The 16,920-nt window shown below is 67.2% G+C and carries 18 protein-coding genes; 8 read left to right on the top strand and 10 right to left on the bottom strand.

What is annotated here, in order from left to right:
• Window positions 1–18: 18 nt before the first annotated feature.
• Genes HAV18_RS26535 through HAV18_RS26510 form a run of 6 tightly spaced genes read right to left on the bottom strand, consistent with a single transcriptional unit; the run spans window position 19 to window position 3,958 of the window.
• Entirely contained in the window at window positions 19–378 is a 360-nt protein-coding gene (locus HAV18_RS26535; RefSeq protein ID WP_243771769.1) for a hypothetical protein, read from the bottom strand.
• A gap of 54 nt (window positions 379–432) precedes the next feature.
• A complete protein-coding gene (gene speD, locus HAV18_RS26530) occupies window positions 433–816 on the bottom strand; it encodes an adenosylmethionine decarboxylase (protein WP_166961999.1) in 384 nt (127 codons plus the stop codon).
• Window positions 813–962 (bottom strand): hypothetical protein, encoded by a 150-nt coding sequence (locus HAV18_RS26525; protein ID WP_155291822.1) that lies wholly within the window; start codon window positions 960–962, stop codon window positions 813–815. Before HAV18_RS26525 ends, speD begins: the two co-directional genes overlap by 4 nt.
• On the bottom strand, window positions 959–2,476 hold the full coding sequence (locus tag HAV18_RS26520) for a DUF4178 domain-containing protein (RefSeq protein WP_166961996.1): 1,518 nt from the start codon (window positions 2,474–2,476) through the stop codon (window positions 959–961). Before HAV18_RS26520 ends, HAV18_RS26525 begins: the two co-directional genes overlap by 4 nt.
• A gap of 9 nt (window positions 2,477–2,485) precedes the next feature.
• Entirely contained in the window at window positions 2,486–3,544 is a 1,059-nt protein-coding gene (locus HAV18_RS26515) for an SPFH domain-containing protein (RefSeq protein ID WP_166961993.1), read from the bottom strand.
• Between the two features lie 27 nt (window positions 3,545–3,571).
• Entirely contained in the window at window positions 3,572–3,958 is a 387-nt protein-coding gene (locus HAV18_RS26510; RefSeq protein WP_166961990.1) for a DUF350 domain-containing protein, read from the bottom strand.
• 121 nt (window positions 3,959–4,079) lie between these two features.
• Between HAV18_RS26510 and HAV18_RS26505 the strand changes: the two genes are divergently transcribed.
• The 7 genes from HAV18_RS26505 (at window position 4,080) to HAV18_RS26475 (ending at window position 10,797) form a co-directional block, all read left to right on the top strand.
• Window positions 4,080–5,594, top strand: coding sequence for a polyamine aminopropyltransferase (locus HAV18_RS26505; protein WP_166961987.1), 1,515 nt, complete (start codon window positions 4,080–4,082; stop codon window positions 5,592–5,594).
• Window positions 5,594–7,213, top strand: coding sequence for an NAD(P)/FAD-dependent oxidoreductase (locus HAV18_RS26500; protein WP_166961984.1), 1,620 nt, complete (start codon window positions 5,594–5,596; stop codon window positions 7,211–7,213). Before HAV18_RS26505 ends, HAV18_RS26500 begins: the two co-directional genes overlap by 1 nt.
• A 124-nt stretch (window positions 7,214–7,337) precedes the next feature.
• On the top strand, window positions 7,338–8,102 hold the full coding sequence (locus HAV18_RS26495) for an N-acetylmuramoyl-L-alanine amidase (protein ID WP_166961981.1): 765 nt from the start codon (window positions 7,338–7,340) through the stop codon (window positions 8,100–8,102).
• 54 nt (window positions 8,103–8,156) lie between these two features.
• Window positions 8,157–8,546, top strand: coding sequence for a lysozyme inhibitor LprI family protein (locus HAV18_RS26490; protein WP_166961978.1), 390 nt, complete (start codon window positions 8,157–8,159; stop codon window positions 8,544–8,546).
• A gap of 48 nt (window positions 8,547–8,594) precedes the next feature.
• Window positions 8,595–9,218 carry a hypothetical protein gene (locus HAV18_RS26485; RefSeq protein ID WP_243771768.1) on the top strand — a complete coding sequence of 208 codons (624 nt, stop codon included), beginning with the start codon at window positions 8,595–8,597 and terminating at the stop codon, window positions 9,216–9,218.
• 50 nt (window positions 9,219–9,268) lie between these two features.
• Window positions 9,269–9,832: a GNAT family N-acetyltransferase gene (locus HAV18_RS26480; protein ID WP_166961976.1), complete on the top strand. Its 564-nt coding sequence runs from the start codon at window positions 9,269–9,271 to the stop codon at window positions 9,830–9,832.
• Window positions 9,832–10,797: a hypothetical protein gene (locus HAV18_RS26475; RefSeq protein WP_166961974.1), complete on the top strand. Its 966-nt coding sequence runs from the start codon at window positions 9,832–9,834 to the stop codon at window positions 10,795–10,797. Before HAV18_RS26480 ends, HAV18_RS26475 begins: the two co-directional genes overlap by 1 nt.
• Window positions 10,798–10,873: 76 nt before the next feature.
• On the opposite strand, the gene HAV18_RS26470 is transcribed toward HAV18_RS26475, so the two are convergent.
• Window positions 10,874–11,794, bottom strand: a complete 921-nt coding sequence (locus tag HAV18_RS26470; RefSeq protein ID WP_166962235.1) for a LysR family transcriptional regulator — start codon at window positions 11,792–11,794, stop codon at window positions 10,874–10,876.
• A gap of 149 nt (window positions 11,795–11,943) precedes the next feature.
• On the opposite strand from HAV18_RS26470, the gene HAV18_RS26465 reads away from it, so the two are divergent.
• Window positions 11,944–13,122, top strand: coding sequence for an FAD-dependent oxidoreductase (locus tag HAV18_RS26465; protein ID WP_166961971.1), 1,179 nt, complete (start codon window positions 11,944–11,946; stop codon window positions 13,120–13,122).
• Window positions 13,123–13,145: 23 nt separating this feature from the next.
• Here HAV18_RS26465 and HAV18_RS26460 read toward each other — a convergent pair whose 3' ends face one another.
• From HAV18_RS26460 to HAV18_RS26450, 3 genes are all read right to left on the bottom strand, one after another.
• Window positions 13,146–14,492, bottom strand: a complete 1,347-nt coding sequence (locus HAV18_RS26460) for a glutamine synthetase family protein (RefSeq protein WP_166961969.1) — start codon at window positions 14,490–14,492, stop codon at window positions 13,146–13,148.
• Window positions 14,493–14,644: 152 nt separating this feature from the next.
• Complete coding sequence (locus HAV18_RS26455) at window positions 14,645–15,202, bottom strand: helix-turn-helix domain-containing protein (protein ID WP_089427004.1); 558 nt, start codon at window positions 15,200–15,202, stop codon at window positions 14,645–14,647.
• A gap of 17 nt (window positions 15,203–15,219) precedes the next feature.
• Entirely contained in the window at window positions 15,220–16,509 is a 1,290-nt protein-coding gene (locus HAV18_RS26450) for an FAD-binding oxidoreductase (RefSeq protein WP_166961966.1), read from the bottom strand.
• Window positions 16,510–16,920 lie beyond the last annotated feature (411 nt).

The raw sequence follows: 16,920 nt of genomic DNA, 5'->3' as shown, positions 1-16,920 counted from the left end.
CATTTGGGCGCCGGCGCGTCATCGTACGCCGGGCCGGCCCATCGAAAACGTCTCCGCGCCCGACTCGCGGCGCAACGTCACCTCCATACCGGTCAGCCATCCTGACGATTTCAGGATCGGGCGCGCCACAGCATACAACCGGTCGGCGCTGGCGCCATACAGGTACAGATAACCATCGTTGCCGTCGCGATGCAGTTCGGTCTCGCCCAGCTCGCCGGCCCCCGCCTGCTTCACCGCACTATCCAGCCGTTGCTCCAGCGCATGAAGGCGCGCGTTGTCCTTCTCGTAGTAATCGAAGTGGACCATCACGACCGGCCCGGGCGGCTTCGGCGGCACATCGGCGGCCGCGTTACCGGCGAGCAGCGCCGAGCCGAGCAACGCGATGAATCGGATGCTGATACGCATATCGGTAAAGGAAGTAAAAACGCCCGCTCACGTCGCCGCGCCGCCGCGCGCAACCTGCTGCCGGACTTGCGCCTGCGTGCCAAGCGCAGCGGCAATCGCATCGACCGCCTCGGCCGCACGTGCCGCGCCGCACATGAACGCGTCGACGGCGGCGAAGCGATGCTCGGGCCATGTGTGGATCGTGATGTGCGATTCGGCGAGCAGCACGACGCCCGTCACGCCATGCTCGCCGCCGAAATGATGGAAATGCGCGCCGATCACGCGCGCGCCGGCCTGCTGCGCCGCTTCGGTGAGCAGCGTCTCGAGCTGTGCGGCGTCGCGCAGCAACGCCGCGTCGATGCCGGCCAGGTCGGCCAGCACGTGCGAGCCGAACGTCGCGCGCGGTGGCGCGATCCCGTCGCGCGCGGTCATTTGTGCGACCCGTACGACGAGTAGCCGCTGCGGGCCGACGAACTGCCCCAGCCGCTGCCGCCCGAACCGCTGCCGCCGATCGATGCGCAGCTGAACAGCGTGACGACGATCAGGCCGTAGATGCCGTAGAGGATGTACCGGATCACGCGTTGCCCCCGTCCGACGCAAAACTCTTCCACAGCCATTCAGGCAACCACAGCACCAGCAGGCCGACCAGCACATACACGGAGCGGCCGCTGAACGAGAACAGCGAGCCCATGTTCAGGATCACGAGCAGCGCGCTGAACACGAGCGGCAGCGGCGCGAAACTGTGCGGGCCTTTCCGGCCGAACAGGCCCGTCGACGCAGCGGCACCCGTTGCCGCCGCAGCCGCGGCCGTCGCGAGCGCGGGCGTGCCGAAGCGTTCGGCGAGTGTGCTGCCCGACAGCGGCTGCGCACGCGACCAGACGATCTCCGCGTCGCTGCGCTCGCGCGTCAGCTTGTCCTTCTGCCAGCCATAGTCGATGATCGACGTGCGATCGCCGACCTGCACGCGCCAGTTGAACGCACCGACGACGTAGACGACCTCCGAGTCGTATTCCTCGCGCAGACGGTAGGTCTTGCCGCCGTCGGTCACGTCGGACTCGCTGCCGATCGTCGGCCACTGGTCGAGCACCTGCACGCGCTCCCAGCGCCCTTCGCTCTGCACGAGCCACAGGAAACCGCGCTTCGGGTTCAGCAGCAGGTATTCGTCCCACGTCTCTTCGTCGCCCGGCACGCGGCAACGCATCATCCCGATCACCGTGTACTTCACGCCGTCGAACGTGCCGATCGCGCCGAGCTCCAGCGCCCCCTTCACCGCTTCGAGCTTGCGCTGCGCCGCGAACACGGTCTGCTGCTCGGCCGTACACTGCACGCCCGCATGACAACTGCCGCACACCACGTAGTCGGCCACGTTCGGCGCATACGACAGCGGCGCGCCGCAGCTCGGGCACGCGAACGGCACCATCTCCGTGCCGCGCTTCTCGCGCGTATCGTGTTCGGTATCGCGCAGCCCGGTGAACGCGAGCGCATCGAACGCCAGCGCTTCGCCCGTATAGACGGCCGGACTCCCGCCGTTCGAATCGGCGTCGGAATAGTCGTACGTCGCGAATGCGTTGCCGGTCCGCAGGTCGACGACGCGCGCCTCCCAGCCGGCATCGACGCGAAACGGCAGCTCGCCGTCGCCGCCCGTGCAGCGCGCGGTGCGCACGTCGGACACGAGAAACGCGCGGCCGCCGTGGTCGATCCGCATGCCCGGCTCCAGGGTGCCGAACGCAGGCCACGCGCCGCCGGACGCATCGTCGGGCTCGCGCACCGTGACCGCGTACTGGCCCGACGCATCCGACAGCCAGCCGAACGTGCCGTCGTCGAACACGACATACCACTCGCTCCACGCACCGGCGTCGTAGGTCAACTGGATGCGCCCGAGCACCGTGAACGCACGCTTGCCGTAGCGCCCGGCGGTGCCGATCTGGATCGGCGACGCATCGTCGAGCACCGTGGCCAGTTCGCCGATACGTTCGACGTCGGTCCCGCGCTTGAGCAGCGTGCTGCGGCAGAACGCGCAGACGGCCATCACCGCCGCCGCCGAGCGAAACTCGACCGGCGCGCCGCACTGGGGGCACGAGGTACTGAACATGCGCGACGCTTACCGGGTGAGCTTCGCGAGGATCTCGGCCTTCGCGCGCGAATATTCGTCTTCGGTCACGAGGCCCTTGTCGAACAGCGCCTTCAACTGTTCGAGCCGCTGCACGTAATCGGTGCCTTCCGCCGGCGCAGCCGCCACGGGCGCCGCAGCGGGCGCGGGCGGTGCAGCGGGCGCGGGCGGTGCGGCGGGCGCCGGTTGAGCGGCGCCCGCGATCTGGCCGGCCATCGCCTGCCCGATCACCGCGCCCGCGGCGAGCCCCGCGCCGACGCCTGCGATGCCGCCCGGGTTCTGCGCGGCGAGCGGAATCGCCTGCGCGGTCTGGTATTGCGTGGCGCGTGCGAGATCGCCGGCCATCCCCGCGCCGATCCGCAGGTCGAGCGCCTTCTGCAGCTCTGCCGGCAGCGACACGCTCTCGACCGCGAATGCGTCGAGCGCGAGGCCGTAGCGCGTAAACACCGGCACCAGCGCGTCGGCGATGCGCTGCGACAGCAGCGACTGGTTCGCGGCCATGTCGACGAACGGCACGTCGGACGAGCCGAACGTCGTGCTCATCGCGGTGACGACCAGGTTGCGCAACTGCTGTTCGAGATCGTCGACCGTGTACTGCGCGCGCGTGCCGCTGACTTCGCGATGGAATGCGCCCGCGTCGACGATCCGGTATGAGTAGATGCCGAACGCGCGCACCTGCACGAAGCCGAATTCCCGGTCGCGGATCGTCACCGGCTGGGCGGTCCCCCAGCGGCGGCCGAGTTGCAGCCGCGTGCTGAAGAAATAGACGTCCGACTTGAAAGGCGACTGAAAGAGTTTGTCCCAGTTCTTCAGGTACGTGAGCACCGGCAGCGTGTTCGTTTCCAGCGTGTACAGCCCCGGCTGGAAGAGGTCGGCCACCTTGCCTTCATTGACGAAGATCGCGACCTGCGTTTCGCGCACGGTCAGCTTGCCGCCGTACCGGATTTCCATGTCTTCCATCGGATAGCGCCAGGCCAGCACGCCATCGGTGTCTTCCGTCCATTGCAGGACGTCGACGAACTGCTTGCGGATAAACGATCCCAGACTCATGTCGGTCTCCTCGAAACGCGTGGGGCGTCAGGTCAGGCAGGCGGCATTGATGATGCCGACGACGAGCGACGCGGTGCCCATCAGGCCGCCCATCGCGACGTTGCGATCCTCGATCGCATGGTTCATGCCGGGCATCAGGCGCGTCAGCGCCGCATAGGTGATCAGTTGCACGACCATCGCGCCGACGGCCCAGATCACGACCTCGCCGAGCGTGGAATTGTGCGCGATGCTGGACGCGAGCGTCAGGCAGAAGCCGACCAGCGCACCGCTGAACGACAGCGTCGCGGCCGCGTTGCCGTCGCGGATCAGCGCCAGTTCGTCGAACGGGGTGACCTTCAGGTACACTGCCGCGAACACAAGAAGCAGCACGAACGCCGACAGTAAATGAACCGCATAAAGATAGGCACTATTCATTCTTTCCCTCGGATTTCGTGCTCGGTTCGCCGCCCCGTCGCCGGCCGGCCCGCGCAGGGCCACCGGACAAAATTCCGCGCCAGTATATCCACATTGCCGACCGCTGCACAACGGATGCACCATGCTGCATAAGCGTGCGCTCGTCCTGTCGATCCTCGTGCTCGCGTCGTGCGGGCTCGGCTACGAACTGATCAGCAGCGCACTGTCCAGCTACCTGCTCGGCGATTCGATCCTGCAGTTCTCGTCGGTGATCGGCTGCTACCTGTTCGCGATGGGGATCGGCTCGTGGCTCGCGAAGTTCGTCGAGGATGACGACGTGCTCGACCGCTTCGTCGATATCGAGCTGCTCGTCGGGCTGCTCGGCGGCGTGTCGGCCGCGCTGCTGTTCGCGGTGTTCGCGTGGCTCGCCGCACCGTTCCGCGCGGCGCTCTACGCGCTCGTGCTCGCGCTCGGCATGCTGATCGGGATGGAGATCCCGCTCGTGATGCGCGCGTTCCAGCAGCGGCGCCAGGCGTTCCGCCATACCGTCAGCGAAGTGCTGACCTTCGACTATCTCGGCTCGCTCGCGGTGTCGCTGATCTTCCCGCTCGTGCTCGCGCCGCGGCTCGGCCTGCTGCGCACCAGCTTCCTGTTCGGGCTCCTGAACGCCTTCGTCGCGCTGTGGACGACGCACCTGTTCCGCGACGAGATCCGCAACGTGCGCGGCAAGCTGATGCGCGCATCGCTCGTGATCGGGCTGCTCGTCGCCGGCTTCGCGCTGTCGGACCGCATCACGCACTGGGCCGAACATGGCGTGTACGGCGACGAGACGATCTATTCGGAGACGACACCGTACCAGCGCATCGTGCTCACGCAGTGGCACGACGACATGCGGCTGTACCTGAACGGCAACCTGCAGTTCTCGTCGCGCGACGAACATCGCTATCACGAAGCGCTGATCCACCCGACGATCGAGGCGCTGCCGTGGGCGAAGCGCGTGCTCGTGCTCGGCGGCGGCGACGGCCTCGCGGTGCGTGAACTGCTGAAGCACCGCAACCTCGAACAGATCACGCTCGTCGATCTCGATCCCGCGATGACGAAGCTGTTCTCGACCTCCGCCCCGCTCGTCAAGCTGAACCAGGGCTCGCTGAAGGACCCGCGCGTGCACGTGATCAACGACGACGCGGTGCGCTGGCTCGAATCGAACGCCGATGTGTACGACGCGATCGTCGTCGACTTCCCCGACCCGACCAACTTCGGGCTCGGCCGGCTGTATTCGGTACCCGTGTTCCGGCTGCTCGCGCGCCACCTGTCGGAGAACGGTTATGCGGTGATCCAGTCGACGTCGCCGTATTTCGCGCCGCACGCCTACTGGACCATCATCGCGACGCTGCACGAAGCGGGGCTCAACACGTGGCCGTACCACTGCTACGTGCCGTCGTTCGGCGACTGGGGCTTCGTGATCGCCGGCAAGCGCCGCGACTTCACGGTACCGACGCACTACTCGGTGCCCACCCGCTGGCTCGACGCGCAGACGGCCGTCGAAATGTTCCACTTCCCGGCCGACATGCCGGCGCTGCCGATGTCGCCGAACGAACTCAACGACCAGCCGCTCGTGCGCCGCTTCGACGACGACTGGAAACACGTGCTGCGCTGATGGACCGCCGCACGTTCCTCGTCGCGTCGGCGGCCGCGTCGCTCGCCGCCTGCGGGCGCACCGGCTGGATCGAGACGACGCCGCGCGTCGGCTACCCCGGCATGCGCGAAGGCCATGCGCTGCGCGACCACGCCGCGCTGCCGCCGCCTTCCGGCACGATCGAAACCGACGTCGCGATCCTCGGCGCGGGTGCCGCCGGGCTGTCGTGCGCATGGCAACTGGCGCGCGCGGGACACACGCGCTTCACGGTGCTCGCGGGCCCCGAATTCGGCGGCAATGCGGCCGGCGGCCGCTTCGGCGATCTCGGTTATCCGAAAGGTGCGCATTACCTGCCGCTGCCGTCGCTCGAATCCACGCATCTGCGCGACATGCTCGCCGATCTCGGCGTAATCGAAGCTGCGCCGTTCTCCACAAAACCCGTGTACGACGAGCGCGTGCTCGTCCATGCGCCCGACGAACGGCTCTTCATCGCCGGGCAGTGGCAGGACGGCATCGTGCCGACGGCCGGCCTCGGCACCGACGAGCTCGCGCAACAGGCACGCTTCTTCGCGTACACGGACGGGCTGCGCACCGCACGCGGCGCCGATGGCCGCAAGGTGTTCTGCATCCCGATCGCCGAATCGTCGCGCGACCCGCGCTGGCGTGCGCTCGACCGGCGCTCGTTCCGCCAGTGGCTGCTCGACGAGGGCTACACCGCGAAAGCGCTGCACTGGTACCTGAACTATTGCTGCCGCGACGACTATGGCGCCGGGTACGAGCACGTGTCCGCGTGGGCCGGCCTGCACTATTTCTCGTCGCGCGGCGGCCACGCAGGCGATGCGAGCGACGGCGCGGTGCTGACCTGGCCCGACGGGCTGCACACGATGGTGACGAAGCTGAGTGCGTCGATCACCGCGCGCACCGGCTCGAACGCGTGGTCGCGCGACGGTTTCGCGGTGCGCGCAACCGAACGCGCGGGCGGCGTCGACGTGCTGTGCGCGCGCATCGGCGACGACGGCACGCTGTCGACGTTCACGCTGAAGGCGCGGCGCGCTGTTTGTGCCATGCCGCTGTTCGTCGCGGCGCACGTGTTTCCGCAGCTTTCCGCGTTCGGCTTCGACCCCGCGCGCGACCTGCCGCCGCGCGCGCCGTGGCTCGTGTCCAACTTCCTGCTCGACGGCATGCCGGCCGAGGAAGCGGGCGTGCCGCTTGCGTGGGACAACGTCGTCTACGATGGCACGGGGCTCGGCTACGTCGTGTCGACGCACCAGCTGATCCGGATGTCGCCGCCGACGCGCTCGGTGTTTTCCGCGTACCAGGCGTTGAGCACGCAAGCACCGGACGACACGCGCCGCTGGCTTGCGCAGGCCAGCCCCGAAGCGTTGCGCGAACAGGCGGCGATCGACCTGCAGGCCGTCTACGGACGCGGCCTGTGGAAACACGCGACCGCGCTCGAGATCACCGTGCGCGGTCACGCGATGGCGACGCCCGACGTCGGCTTCCTGAGCCGGCCGGGGCTGCTCGCGCTGCGCGATGCCGACGGCCCCGTCGTGTTCGCGCATGCGGACCTGTCCGGGCTGTCGCTGTTCGAGGAAGCGTCGTACTGGGGCATGCTCGCGGCCCGGCGCGTGCTGGCCTGACGGCCGTCATCCGTCATTGCGGCGCCGCCGCCACCCGCTATAATCGCGCGACATTCCGACTGCATTGAGCAGGCCGACGGTGCCGCGCGGTCCGACGCGCCGTATGCCCTCCTCGACAACAACAATGACGAACCGAACCCTCCGACGCCTTCGCCCGCTCGTGCGCGCCGCCGCGCGCGTGCTTGCCTGCGCCCCGCTGATCGGCGCGCCGCTGGCGCTGCATGCGGCCGACACCGCGGCCACCCCCGGCACCACGCCCGCCTCCGGGCGCTACGTCGTCGTCGACACCGGCCATACGCCGGCTCACCCGGGCTCCACCGGCGCGAGCGGCCGCGTCGAATACCTGTACAACCTCGATCTGTCCGCGGCGGTCGCCGAAAAGCTCGTCGCGCATGGCGACCGCGTGCTGCGCACGTCGGCCGACGGCCGCGAGATCGCGCTCGACCAGCGTTCGACGCAAGCGCCCGACGCGAACCTGTTCGTGTCGATCCATCACGACTCGATGCAGCAGCAGTTCATCGACGCGGGCCGCCAGCGCGAATTCCGCGGCTTCTCGGTGTTCGTGTCGGAACGCAATCCGCACTATGCGGAAAGCCTGCGTTGCGCGAAGGCGATCGCCGAGCGGCTGGTCGCGGCCGGCGAGCGGCCGTCGCTGTATCACGCGCAGCCGATCCGTGGCGAGAACCGCCCGCTGATCGACCCGCAACTCGGCATCCACCGCTTCGACGATCTCGTCGTGCTGCGCACCGCGCCGATTCCGGCCGTGCTCGTCGAGGCCGGCGTGATCGTCAACCCGGACGAGGAAGCACGGCTGGCGCGTCGCGAGACGATCCAGAAACTGTCCACTGCGATCGCGGGCGGGATCGACGCGTGCACGGTGCCGCAATAGTCGATGCAAAGGCCCACAGGGCCCAACGGTTTTCACCCAGTCAGGAGCATCACCATGAAAACAAAGAATCTGCTCGCATCCTGCGCGCTGCTCGCGCTTGCCGTTCCGTTCGCCGCACACGCGGCCGGCTGTGCGAAGCCGCACAGCGCATTCGACCAGGTGTACTGCAGCAGCACGCAGTTCTCTCAAACCGACCGTGACCTCAACGACGAGTACGGCCGCCTGCGCAAGCAACTGAGCAGCGATCAGCAGGCGACGCTGAAGGCCGGCCAGCTCGCGTGGTTGAAGCAACGCGATGCCCAGTGCAGCGAGACGCGCAACAACGGCTACCTTGTGGATCTCCAGTGCGCGACCGACATGACGCAGTCGCGCCTGTCGTTCCTGCGCGAGCGTGAACGCGAGTGCACGAGCACCGGTTGCGTGGCGTCGAAGCTCGGCGACTAAGGGCTTCACGCGCGCCGCGCCGCGGAGCGTTTCGCGACGCGGCGCTTCATGCGCTTGCAATCCCTGCGCCTCGGCACCGCGAAAGGAGCGGCGATGCGGCATGAATTCTCCGAAGTCCTCAACGACCTGATCGACTATTTCCTCGTCGGCGATCTTCTGCTGCTGAAGCGCTACAAGGAAACCCATAGGCTGTCGGACAACGTCGCGGCCGAGTTCACGACCGGCGACAGCGGCGACAACGCCGTGCTCGAAGGCGTCGTCATTCCGCTGGCCGGTATCGAAAACCATCCGTATACGGTCATCTTCACGCTGGACGACGGCACACCCGAACTGCTGAAGGCCGGCAGCCGCCTGCAGCATCGGCGCGGCGGGTACGTGCTGCGCGTCGAACACCGTTCGGTGATGCTTTACACGTGGCGCATTCTCGAACGCTTCAACGACGAAACGGTGAACGCGCTGCTTGCACGCTATCGCGAACCGGGCAGGCCCATGATTGAAATCGATAACGGCTGGTACGACGTCGAAATCCTCGGTGGCGAAGTGCCGCGCAACGGCTGGTTCGAGCCCGCGTTCGAGTTCGTGCTGAAGAGCACCCACGCGCCGGGCGACGCGTCGCAAGTGGATCTTGGCTACCGTTTCGCCGTCGACGGCAGTCTGGATCCGGCACAATGAATCCCGCGGGTAGCAACGCGGCAAGCGGCACACGATCTGGCGAGGCACGCATGACACCGAACACAACGACGATCGACATCCGCGCCGCCACATCTGCCGATGCGCCAGTCATCGCCGACATCCACGTTGCATCGTGGCAGGCGACCTACACGGACATCATGCCGGCGGCATTCCTCGCCGGCCTGTCGGTCGACAAGCGCACGGCCGCGTGGCGCTATGCGCTCGACGCCGGACGGCCGCGCGTCGCACTTGCGGTCACGGTCGCTGACAACGCACCGGCAGGCTGGATCGCTTATGGCCCGACACGCGACACCGACAAGGATCGTACGTGGGGAGAAATCGAAGCGATCTATCTGCACCCGTCGCATTGCGGCCAGGGGATCGGCGCAGCGCTGGTCGACCATGCATGCCGGTCGTTGCACGACCTGGGCCATACGTGGGTGTCGCTTTGGGTATTGATCAAGAACCGTCGGGCCAGGGCGTTCTACGAACGCGAAGGCTTCGTCGCCGAAGAGGACATCAAGACGTTCGAGATCGACGGGACACCGATCGAAGAGGTGCGTTATTGGCGTGCGCTACCGGGCGCGACGCACGGCAAGCCGGCAGCATCGTGATGCCGACCCGGCCCACCCCGTTTCGCTGGATTCCCGGAGCCGGGCGATCCGCTTCGGCATCGGCGAGACTGCTCGCGGCGTTTCCGCGCCCGAAAACGCCGATGGGCGAGGCGTGGTTCATGGGCGATTCGCGACGGCTATTCGCTGAGTTGCAGGACGACCTCCAGTCGATCGACATCGCGCAACTGGACACACCGCTCGAAGAAATCGTCATCGGCACGACCTCGTTCGGCCCCCGCGACGAGTGGTGGCAGTGGTATCACTACCTGCTGGCGCAACTGACGCCACGCTGCCACGAAGGGCAACACCCTGCACTGCTGGAATGGCTGATCACCGCGTTCGTTTCGCAGCATCCCGATCGCGTCTCGCCTGAACCCTATCACGGGTATCGCCGCGATGTGCTCGACACGCTCGGACAAAGCCTGATGGAACCCGAATGCTGGCCATCGGGCGCACTCGATACGGCAGCGTGCTTCAACCGGCATCACGACCGGCAATCCGGCACCGGAGGCTGGTTCAATGCGAGCGGAAAATTCTCGTCATCGATGTTCCTTTGCGTCAAATACCTGGAAACGCCCGAGATTCGCCCCTGGCTCATATCGGTCCTCGCCATCGACGATCCGCTCTGGCGCGCGCAGCTGATGATCTGGTTCGTCGGGGCGAACGAGATGCTCTGCGGCCGTGTCCGGCAGCCGTCCGAATTCAGCCGCAGCGACTATCCGCGCATCGACTGGCAGGGATCGCGCTACTTGACCGGCGCCACCGACCGCGGCGCCACGCCCCGTGATTTCATCCCTCTCGCGAATCGCGACGCAGCCGTCGACACGTTGCGATCGTTGATGACCGAAGCCACGTTCCTCGATTGGATTCAGTCGCTTGGCCGGCACGATCACGTCGAAAGCGAACTGGGCGATCTGCCGTACCGGTTCTATTCCCTCTTCGGCGCGAGCAACCGGTCTGGATAACGAAACACCGGGCGAGCGAACGAACCGGCATCTGTCGCTCCATTGCGCATCGCGCGCCAAGACGGCGTCACCATCGTCACGAAAGGCTCGTCCCCCAATCCGCCAGCCGCGCCTGCATCATCTGCAACAACTCGCGGATCTTCGCATTGACCGAATTCCGGCTCGCATAAGCGGCATGCAGTTCCAGCGGCGCAGGCGTCATCTCCAGCGGCACGCGCACGAGCCGCCCGGCGGCCAGCTCGGCCGCGCACCCGCGTTCGACGAGAATCGCGAAGCCGATCCCGTTCACGGCCGCCAGCCCCGCCATCTCGCCGCTGTTGACGCGATACCGGCTCGCGACCGGAATCCTGTGAATCCGCCCGTCGCCGTCGGCAAACTGCCACGGCTGCCCCTTCAGCGTGCTCAAGGTCGTGATGCACGGCAATTGCCTGAGCTGCTCCGTCCGAGTCGGCATGCCCGTGCGTTCGATCAGCGACGGCGCGGCCACGACAACGCTCGGCAAGCTCACGAGCGGCCTGACGACGAATGCACTGTCATCCAGCTTGCCGCGATTGACGATGATCGACAGGTCGATATCGTCGCGCAACGTCGAGACGCCTGCGAGGCTCGTATCGCAATCGATTTCGACACGCGGATGGCGGCTCGCGAATTCCGCGACGATCGGCCCGAGCATGCGCGGCCCGATTTCGCCGGGCACGCAGAGCTTCAGCACACCGCGCAGTTCCGTCTGCTGCGAGGTCAGTTCGAACTCGGCCTGCGTCAGCGCATCGAGCATCGGTCGCGCGCGCTCGTGCAGCAAACGCCCGGCCTCGGTCATGCGCAGGTGTCGCGTGCTGCGCTCGAGCAGGCGCACGCCGAGCCTCGACTCCAGTTGCGCCACATGACGACTCACGTTGGAACCCGGCATCGCGAGCACGCGCGCGGCGCCGGCAAAGCTGCCTTCGTCGACGACCGACACGAACACACGCACCGCGTTCAGATCCAGCTTGCTCCGCATCATTAGCCCATTTGAGGTATCAAAGCGTGCCGATTTTCACGGCTTATCCCGCCAGAGACCATAATTTACGATGCTCATCCCGTCAATGCGACGCCGATGCGCGAACCCGCGACCCGGCGAGCGCACGCACGACACATGGAAGGAGCATGATGGAAATCGCCATTCTGGGCGCCGGTGTTGCCGGCATGAGCACCGCACTCGCACTCGCCGGGCGCGGCCACCGGATCCGGTTGTACGAACGCCGGCCGTCGGAATCAACGATGGGCGCAGGCGTCGTGCTGTGGCCGAATGCCGGCTTCGTGCTCGCACAACTCGGCCTGCTGCCGGACATCGTCGAGGCTGGCGGCCACCTGCATGCGATGCGGCGCATCGACCGGCACGGCACCCCGCTGAAGGTCACAGATATCCGCGAACTCGACCGCCGCATGGGTTTCCCGACGTATTCGATCCTGCGGCGCGACCTGCAGGCCGTGCTGGCACGGCACCTCGCCGCGCGCGGTATCGACGTCCGCTTCGGCCACGGTGCGACGGCCATCGAAACCGGAACGGACGGCCGCGCCGTCGTTCGCTTCGACAACGGCACGGAGATCGCGCCCGATCTCGTGATCGGCGCTGACGGCCGCATGAACTCCGTTGCGCGACGCTACGTGGTCGGCCACAACACACCCGTCTACCAGGGATTCGTCAACTGGATCGGTATCGCGCAGAGCGATGCGCCGCTGGTCGACGAGGCGTCGATATTCGACTACTGGGGCGTGCGCGAGCGTTTCGGCATCGTCGCGCTGGACCGGCATCGGATGTACTGGGCGGCGGCATGGCCCGAAACCGATCCGGGCGAGGAGACGGAAAGCGATCCGGCAGCGATGCTGGAACAGCGCTTCGCTACGTGGCCGGCACCCGTCGTGAACGTGATACGTGCGACACCGTCGGACACGATCGCGAAGATCCGCGTGCACGATCTCGATCCGGTCGACGTGTGGCACCGCGGCAACGTGCTGATGATCGGCGACGCTGCGCACGCACCGCTACCGACCTCCGGACAAGGCGCTTGCCAGGCGCTCGAGGATGCTTGGCATCTTGCCCGTTGTCTCGACGAGCACGGAGCAGGCAACGACAGCGACCTCGATGCAGCGCTTGCGTCCTTCACGATGCTGCGCCGCCCGAAAACCGCGGCCATCACCGAGCGTGCGCGCGATTTCGCGCACCTGCTATTCGGCGACGGCGTGAACGAAAGCGCTCGACAACAGATCGATCCGTTAGCGGAAATCGAGGCCCTGACGAACGCGTGGGGCGCGCACCTGCCGATGGCGCAGGTGCGCGGACGATAAGACGCGCGAGCGGCGGCATCCGCTTACAAAAACCACCGATACTCCCGCGCGCCGATTTCATTGCGAAAATCCAGCTCTTCCTGCCGCTTGTTCTCGCAATACACCATCACGAACTCGCTGCCGAGCCCTTCGCGCACGGCTGGATGATCCTGCATTGCCGCGACGGCCGACAGCATCTCCTTCGGGAAATCGATCCCGCTGCCACGATCCTCGTTGAGCGGCGCGATCGGCTCGAGCTTCGCGTCGAGCCCGTGCTCCATCCCGGTGAGAATCGCCGCGAGTACCAGATACGGGTTCGCGTCCGCACTCGCGAGCCGGTGCTCGATCCGCAGGTTGCGCGCATCCGACTCGGGAATCCGGATGCACGCATCGCGATCCTCGAAGCCCCAGCTCGCGCGGCTCGCCGCGTTCACCATCGATCCGTAACGCCGGAACGCGTTGTGATTCGGCGCGAACACGGGCATGCAGTGCGGCAGCACCGCGAGGCATCCGGCCACCGCGTGCCGCAGCGGCCGCTGCCCGTCCGCCGCGAGCAGGTTGCGCCCTGCATCGTCGTACAGGCTCACGTGCACGTGCATCCCGCTGCCCGGCGCATGCAGGTACGGCTTGCCCATGAAGCTCGCGCGATAGCCGTGCTGCAACGCGACACCGCGCGTGCTGCGGCAGAACAGCGCCGACCAGTCGGCCGCGCGCAACGCATCGTCGGTGTGACCGAAATTGATCTCGAACTGGCCGGGACCGAGCTCGGCCGTGATCACCGTCGCATCGACGCCCTGCTCGCACGCGGCCTCGACCATCTCGTGCAGCACGTCGGAGAAGCGCGACAGGCGTTCGATATGCATGTTCGGCTGATCGTCGCGGTCGTCGCTCAGGCGGTCGCGCGGATACTGCGGCATCCCTTCCGCGAGCTGCGCGGCGAACAGGTAGAACTCGAGCTCGAATGCGACGACGGGCCGGATGCCCCGCGCCGCGAAACGCCGCAGCACGCGCGCGAGCACCTCGCGCGGCTCGAACTCGATCGGTGCGTCGGTACCGTCGGAGCTGATCAACATCTGCGCGAGCGGCTGCCGCTCCCAGCGCACGGGCTTCAGCGTGCCGGGAATCAGCCGGCGCGGCGCGTCCGGGTCGCCGTCGTTGAAGCAGTAGTCGCCGATCTTGTAGAGGCCGCCCTGGGTGCCGAGCAGGATGCAGTTTTGCGGCAGCTTCAGCAGCGAACCAGCCGCCACCTTTTCGAGCGCGTCGATCGGGTAGCGCTTGCCGTAGAAATGCCCGGGCAGGTCGAGGCAGATCAGGTCGACATAACGGATCTCGGGGTGCGCCTGCCGGAATGCGCGGACTTCATCGACCAGCGCGGGAACGACGTCAGCCATGTCTCATCCTTTCCATGTCTTGTATGAAGGTGCCGCAGCGCGGCGAACCGGACTCATGCGGCACGCACGACATCGCATGCCGCTTACAGATCAGGACTGCAAACAACAACCCCGGCGCGGCTTCTCCCCCGACCGCCCGCCCCGCCGACAACTCAGGTGAAAACCCAGATCACGCGCGTCGGCGCGTCGGTCAGGTTGGCGTAACGGAACCGCTTGTGCGCGGGAAGCTGGAATGCGTCGTTCGGGCCGAGCGTGACGGGTGTGTCGTCGCCGTCGACCCATATCGTCAGTTCTCCTTCGAGCACGAAACCGCCCTGCTCGTCGCTGTCGTCGACGGGCCGCTCGCCGCTGCTCGCGCCCGGCGCCAGATGGCTCTCGAGGATCGAGAAGCGCGAGCGCATGTTCGGCGACACGAGGATGTCGGTAATGCCGGCCGCGTAGTACACGGTGCGCCGCTCGTCGGGCCGCGTGACCCACGGCACGCTGCGCGGCTTGCTCAGGCTGTAGAAATAGGTGGTCGGCACGCCGAGCGCCTCGCCGATCGCGGTGAGATCCGCCACCGTCGGGCGCGACAGCCCGCGCTCGACCTGCGACAGAAAACCGACCGAGCGGCCGATCCGTTCCGCGAGATCGTTGAGCGTGACCTTGCGATGCTTGCGCAGGTCGCGGATCAGGATCGCCAGGCTTTCTATCTCTTCCTGTTCATTCATGGTGGGTTCCGGTGCAGTCAGACGGTATCGCGCAAACGGTACCAGGCCTTGCCGATCGCTTCCAGCGGCGCGGCGAGCCGGTCGCCGCCGGGGAAGCGCGGATTGCGGATGCGCTGGTACTGCGCGAGCAGGCGTTCGTCGCCGAGCACCGCGTCGGCCACCGCACGCGCGCCCGCGAGCGTCGGCAGCACGCCGTGCCCCGAGAAGCCCTGCAGCCAGAAACGCTGCCCGTGGCGGCCGATGTCCGGCGTGCGACGCATGCTGATGTCGATATGGCCGCCCCACGCGTAATCGAGCGGCACGCCGGCCAGTTGCGGAAACACGCGTTCGAGGTGCGGGCGCGTGGCCGCCGCGATATCGGCCGGAATGCCGCCGAGATACGTGCAGCCGCCGCCGAACAACAGCCGGTTGTCGGGGCTCAGGCGGAAATAGTCGGGCACGAACTGGTTGTCGATCACGCAACTGTTCTGCGGCAGCAGCGAACGCGCGACGTCGGGCGCAAGCGGCGCGGTCGCGACCTGGTACGTGCCGACCGGCAGCAGCCGGCGCGCGAGGTCGCGATCGAGCCGGTCGACATACGCGTTGCAGGCCAGCACGAGCACATCGGCGCGCACTTCGCCGCGCGCCGTGCGGGCAATGTGGCCGCCCGCCGTTTCGCGGCAGTCGAGCACGCGGCTCTGCTCGAAGATGCGGCCGCCCGTGCGTTCGATCGTCTGCGCGAGGCCGAGCGCGAGCTTCAACGGGTTCAGGTGGCCGGCCTCGGGGTCGTGAAGCGCCGCGAGATAGCGCGAGCCACCGATCCATTCCGGCATGTCGGCCCGCTCGATCACGCGCAGCCGGTCGTAGCCCCAGCGCTCGGCCGCTTCGTCGCGCGCCTGCGCGAGCATCGCGACGCGCCGCGGCCGCACCGCCGCCCACAGGCTGCCGGGCCGGTAGTCGATATCGAAACCGTGCCGCGCGGGCAATTCGCGCACCTCGGCCGCGGCCCAGCGCATGCTGTCCCACAGCAGGCGCGCGCCGTCACGGCCGAGCGAATCCTCGAGCGGCTGCATGTCGCACGACCAGCCGAGCAGCGCCTGCCCGCCGTTGCGGCCCGATGCGGCCCACGCGACGCGGCTCGCCTCCAGCATGACGACGCGCTTGCCGGCGAGCGCGAGACGCAACGCCGTGTGCAGTCCGCTGAAACCCGCGCCGACAACCAGCACATCGGCGTCGATGCGCTCGTCCAGCTCCGGACGATGCGGGATCGGCGCCGGGTAGGTGCCGGCGTAGTAGCTTGCGACGTGACGGTCGGACTGCACGAACATGCGGACTCCCGTGAAATTTACGCCAATGAATTTCATGAAAAACTAGCATGCCAATTTCACGAGGGCAAGCGGACGGAAAAGCGACGTATTGATCTGATGAATCGAAGCTGTGCCGTTGGTCAGTCGAGTTAGCTGAGGATTCGCGGCCCGGGCAGACTCAGCCATCGCGGAAATGGATTTTCGTGAAGGCCGTCAAGATCGATGGCGCTCCAGGTCGGGTGGGTTCGGGCTTCCATCCTCGATCGCCGTTGACGGAAAGCCCGGCCGGCCAGTCACCGGCCGCACGCACCGGCCTTGCCGATGGTGCGGAAGCCGGAAACATCGGCTCGAAAAGCGCCCTCGCCCGCGGCGTCAGGCTTGCCGGAGGCACACAGCATGTCCGCCCCGCCGACGAGCACCTTGCCGCCGACG

It is taken from the genome of Burkholderia sp. D-99, assembly GCF_011605345.1.
Classification (GTDB): domain Bacteria; phylum Pseudomonadota; class Gammaproteobacteria; order Burkholderiales; family Burkholderiaceae; genus Burkholderia.
Note: the sequence above shows the minus strand (reverse complement) of the source record. Positions and strands in the feature narration are given on the sequence as shown.

Excerpts from the sequence above, each read along its gene's own strand:
- speD (WP_166961999.1), bottom strand. The coding sequence starts at position 816 with ATGACCGCGCGCGACGGGATCGCGCCACCGCGCGCGACGTTCGGCTCG.
- HAV18_RS26520 (WP_166961996.1), bottom strand. The coding sequence starts at position 2,476 with ATGTTCAGTACCTCGTGCCCCCAGTGCGGCGCGCCGGTCGAGTTTCGC.
- HAV18_RS26515 (WP_166961993.1), bottom strand. The coding sequence starts at position 3,544 with ATGAGTCTGGGATCGTTTATCCGCAAGCAGTTCGTCGACGTCCTGCAA.
- HAV18_RS26510 (WP_166961990.1), bottom strand. The coding sequence starts at position 3,958 with ATGAATAGTGCCTATCTTTATGCGGTTCATTTACTGTCGGCGTTCGTG.
- HAV18_RS26505 (WP_166961987.1), top strand. The coding sequence starts at position 4,080 with ATGCTGCATAAGCGTGCGCTCGTCCTGTCGATCCTCGTGCTCGCGTCG.
- HAV18_RS26500 (WP_166961984.1), top strand. The coding sequence starts at position 5,594 with ATGGACCGCCGCACGTTCCTCGTCGCGTCGGCGGCCGCGTCGCTCGCC.
- HAV18_RS26495 (WP_166961981.1), top strand. The coding sequence starts at position 7,338 with ATGACGAACCGAACCCTCCGACGCCTTCGCCCGCTCGTGCGCGCCGCC.
- HAV18_RS26490 (WP_166961978.1), top strand. The coding sequence starts at position 8,157 with ATGAAAACAAAGAATCTGCTCGCATCCTGCGCGCTGCTCGCGCTTGCC.
- HAV18_RS26485 (WP_243771768.1), top strand. The coding sequence starts at position 8,595 with ATGCGCTTGCAATCCCTGCGCCTCGGCACCGCGAAAGGAGCGGCGATG.
- HAV18_RS26480 (WP_166961976.1), top strand. The coding sequence starts at position 9,269 with ATGACACCGAACACAACGACGATCGACATCCGCGCCGCCACATCTGCC.
- HAV18_RS26475 (WP_166961974.1), top strand. The coding sequence starts at position 9,832 with ATGCCGACCCGGCCCACCCCGTTTCGCTGGATTCCCGGAGCCGGGCGA.
- HAV18_RS26470 (WP_166962235.1), bottom strand. The coding sequence starts at position 11,794 with ATGCGGAGCAAGCTGGATCTGAACGCGGTGCGTGTGTTCGTGTCGGTC.
- HAV18_RS26465 (WP_166961971.1), top strand. The coding sequence starts at position 11,944 with ATGGAAATCGCCATTCTGGGCGCCGGTGTTGCCGGCATGAGCACCGCA.
- HAV18_RS26460 (WP_166961969.1), bottom strand. The coding sequence starts at position 14,492 with ATGGCTGACGTCGTTCCCGCGCTGGTCGATGAAGTCCGCGCATTCCGG.
- HAV18_RS26455 (WP_089427004.1), bottom strand. The coding sequence starts at position 15,202 with ATGAATGAACAGGAAGAGATAGAAAGCCTGGCGATCCTGATCCGCGAC.
- HAV18_RS26450 (WP_166961966.1), bottom strand. The coding sequence starts at position 16,509 with ATGTTCGTGCAGTCCGACCGTCACGTCGCAAGCTACTACGCCGGCACC.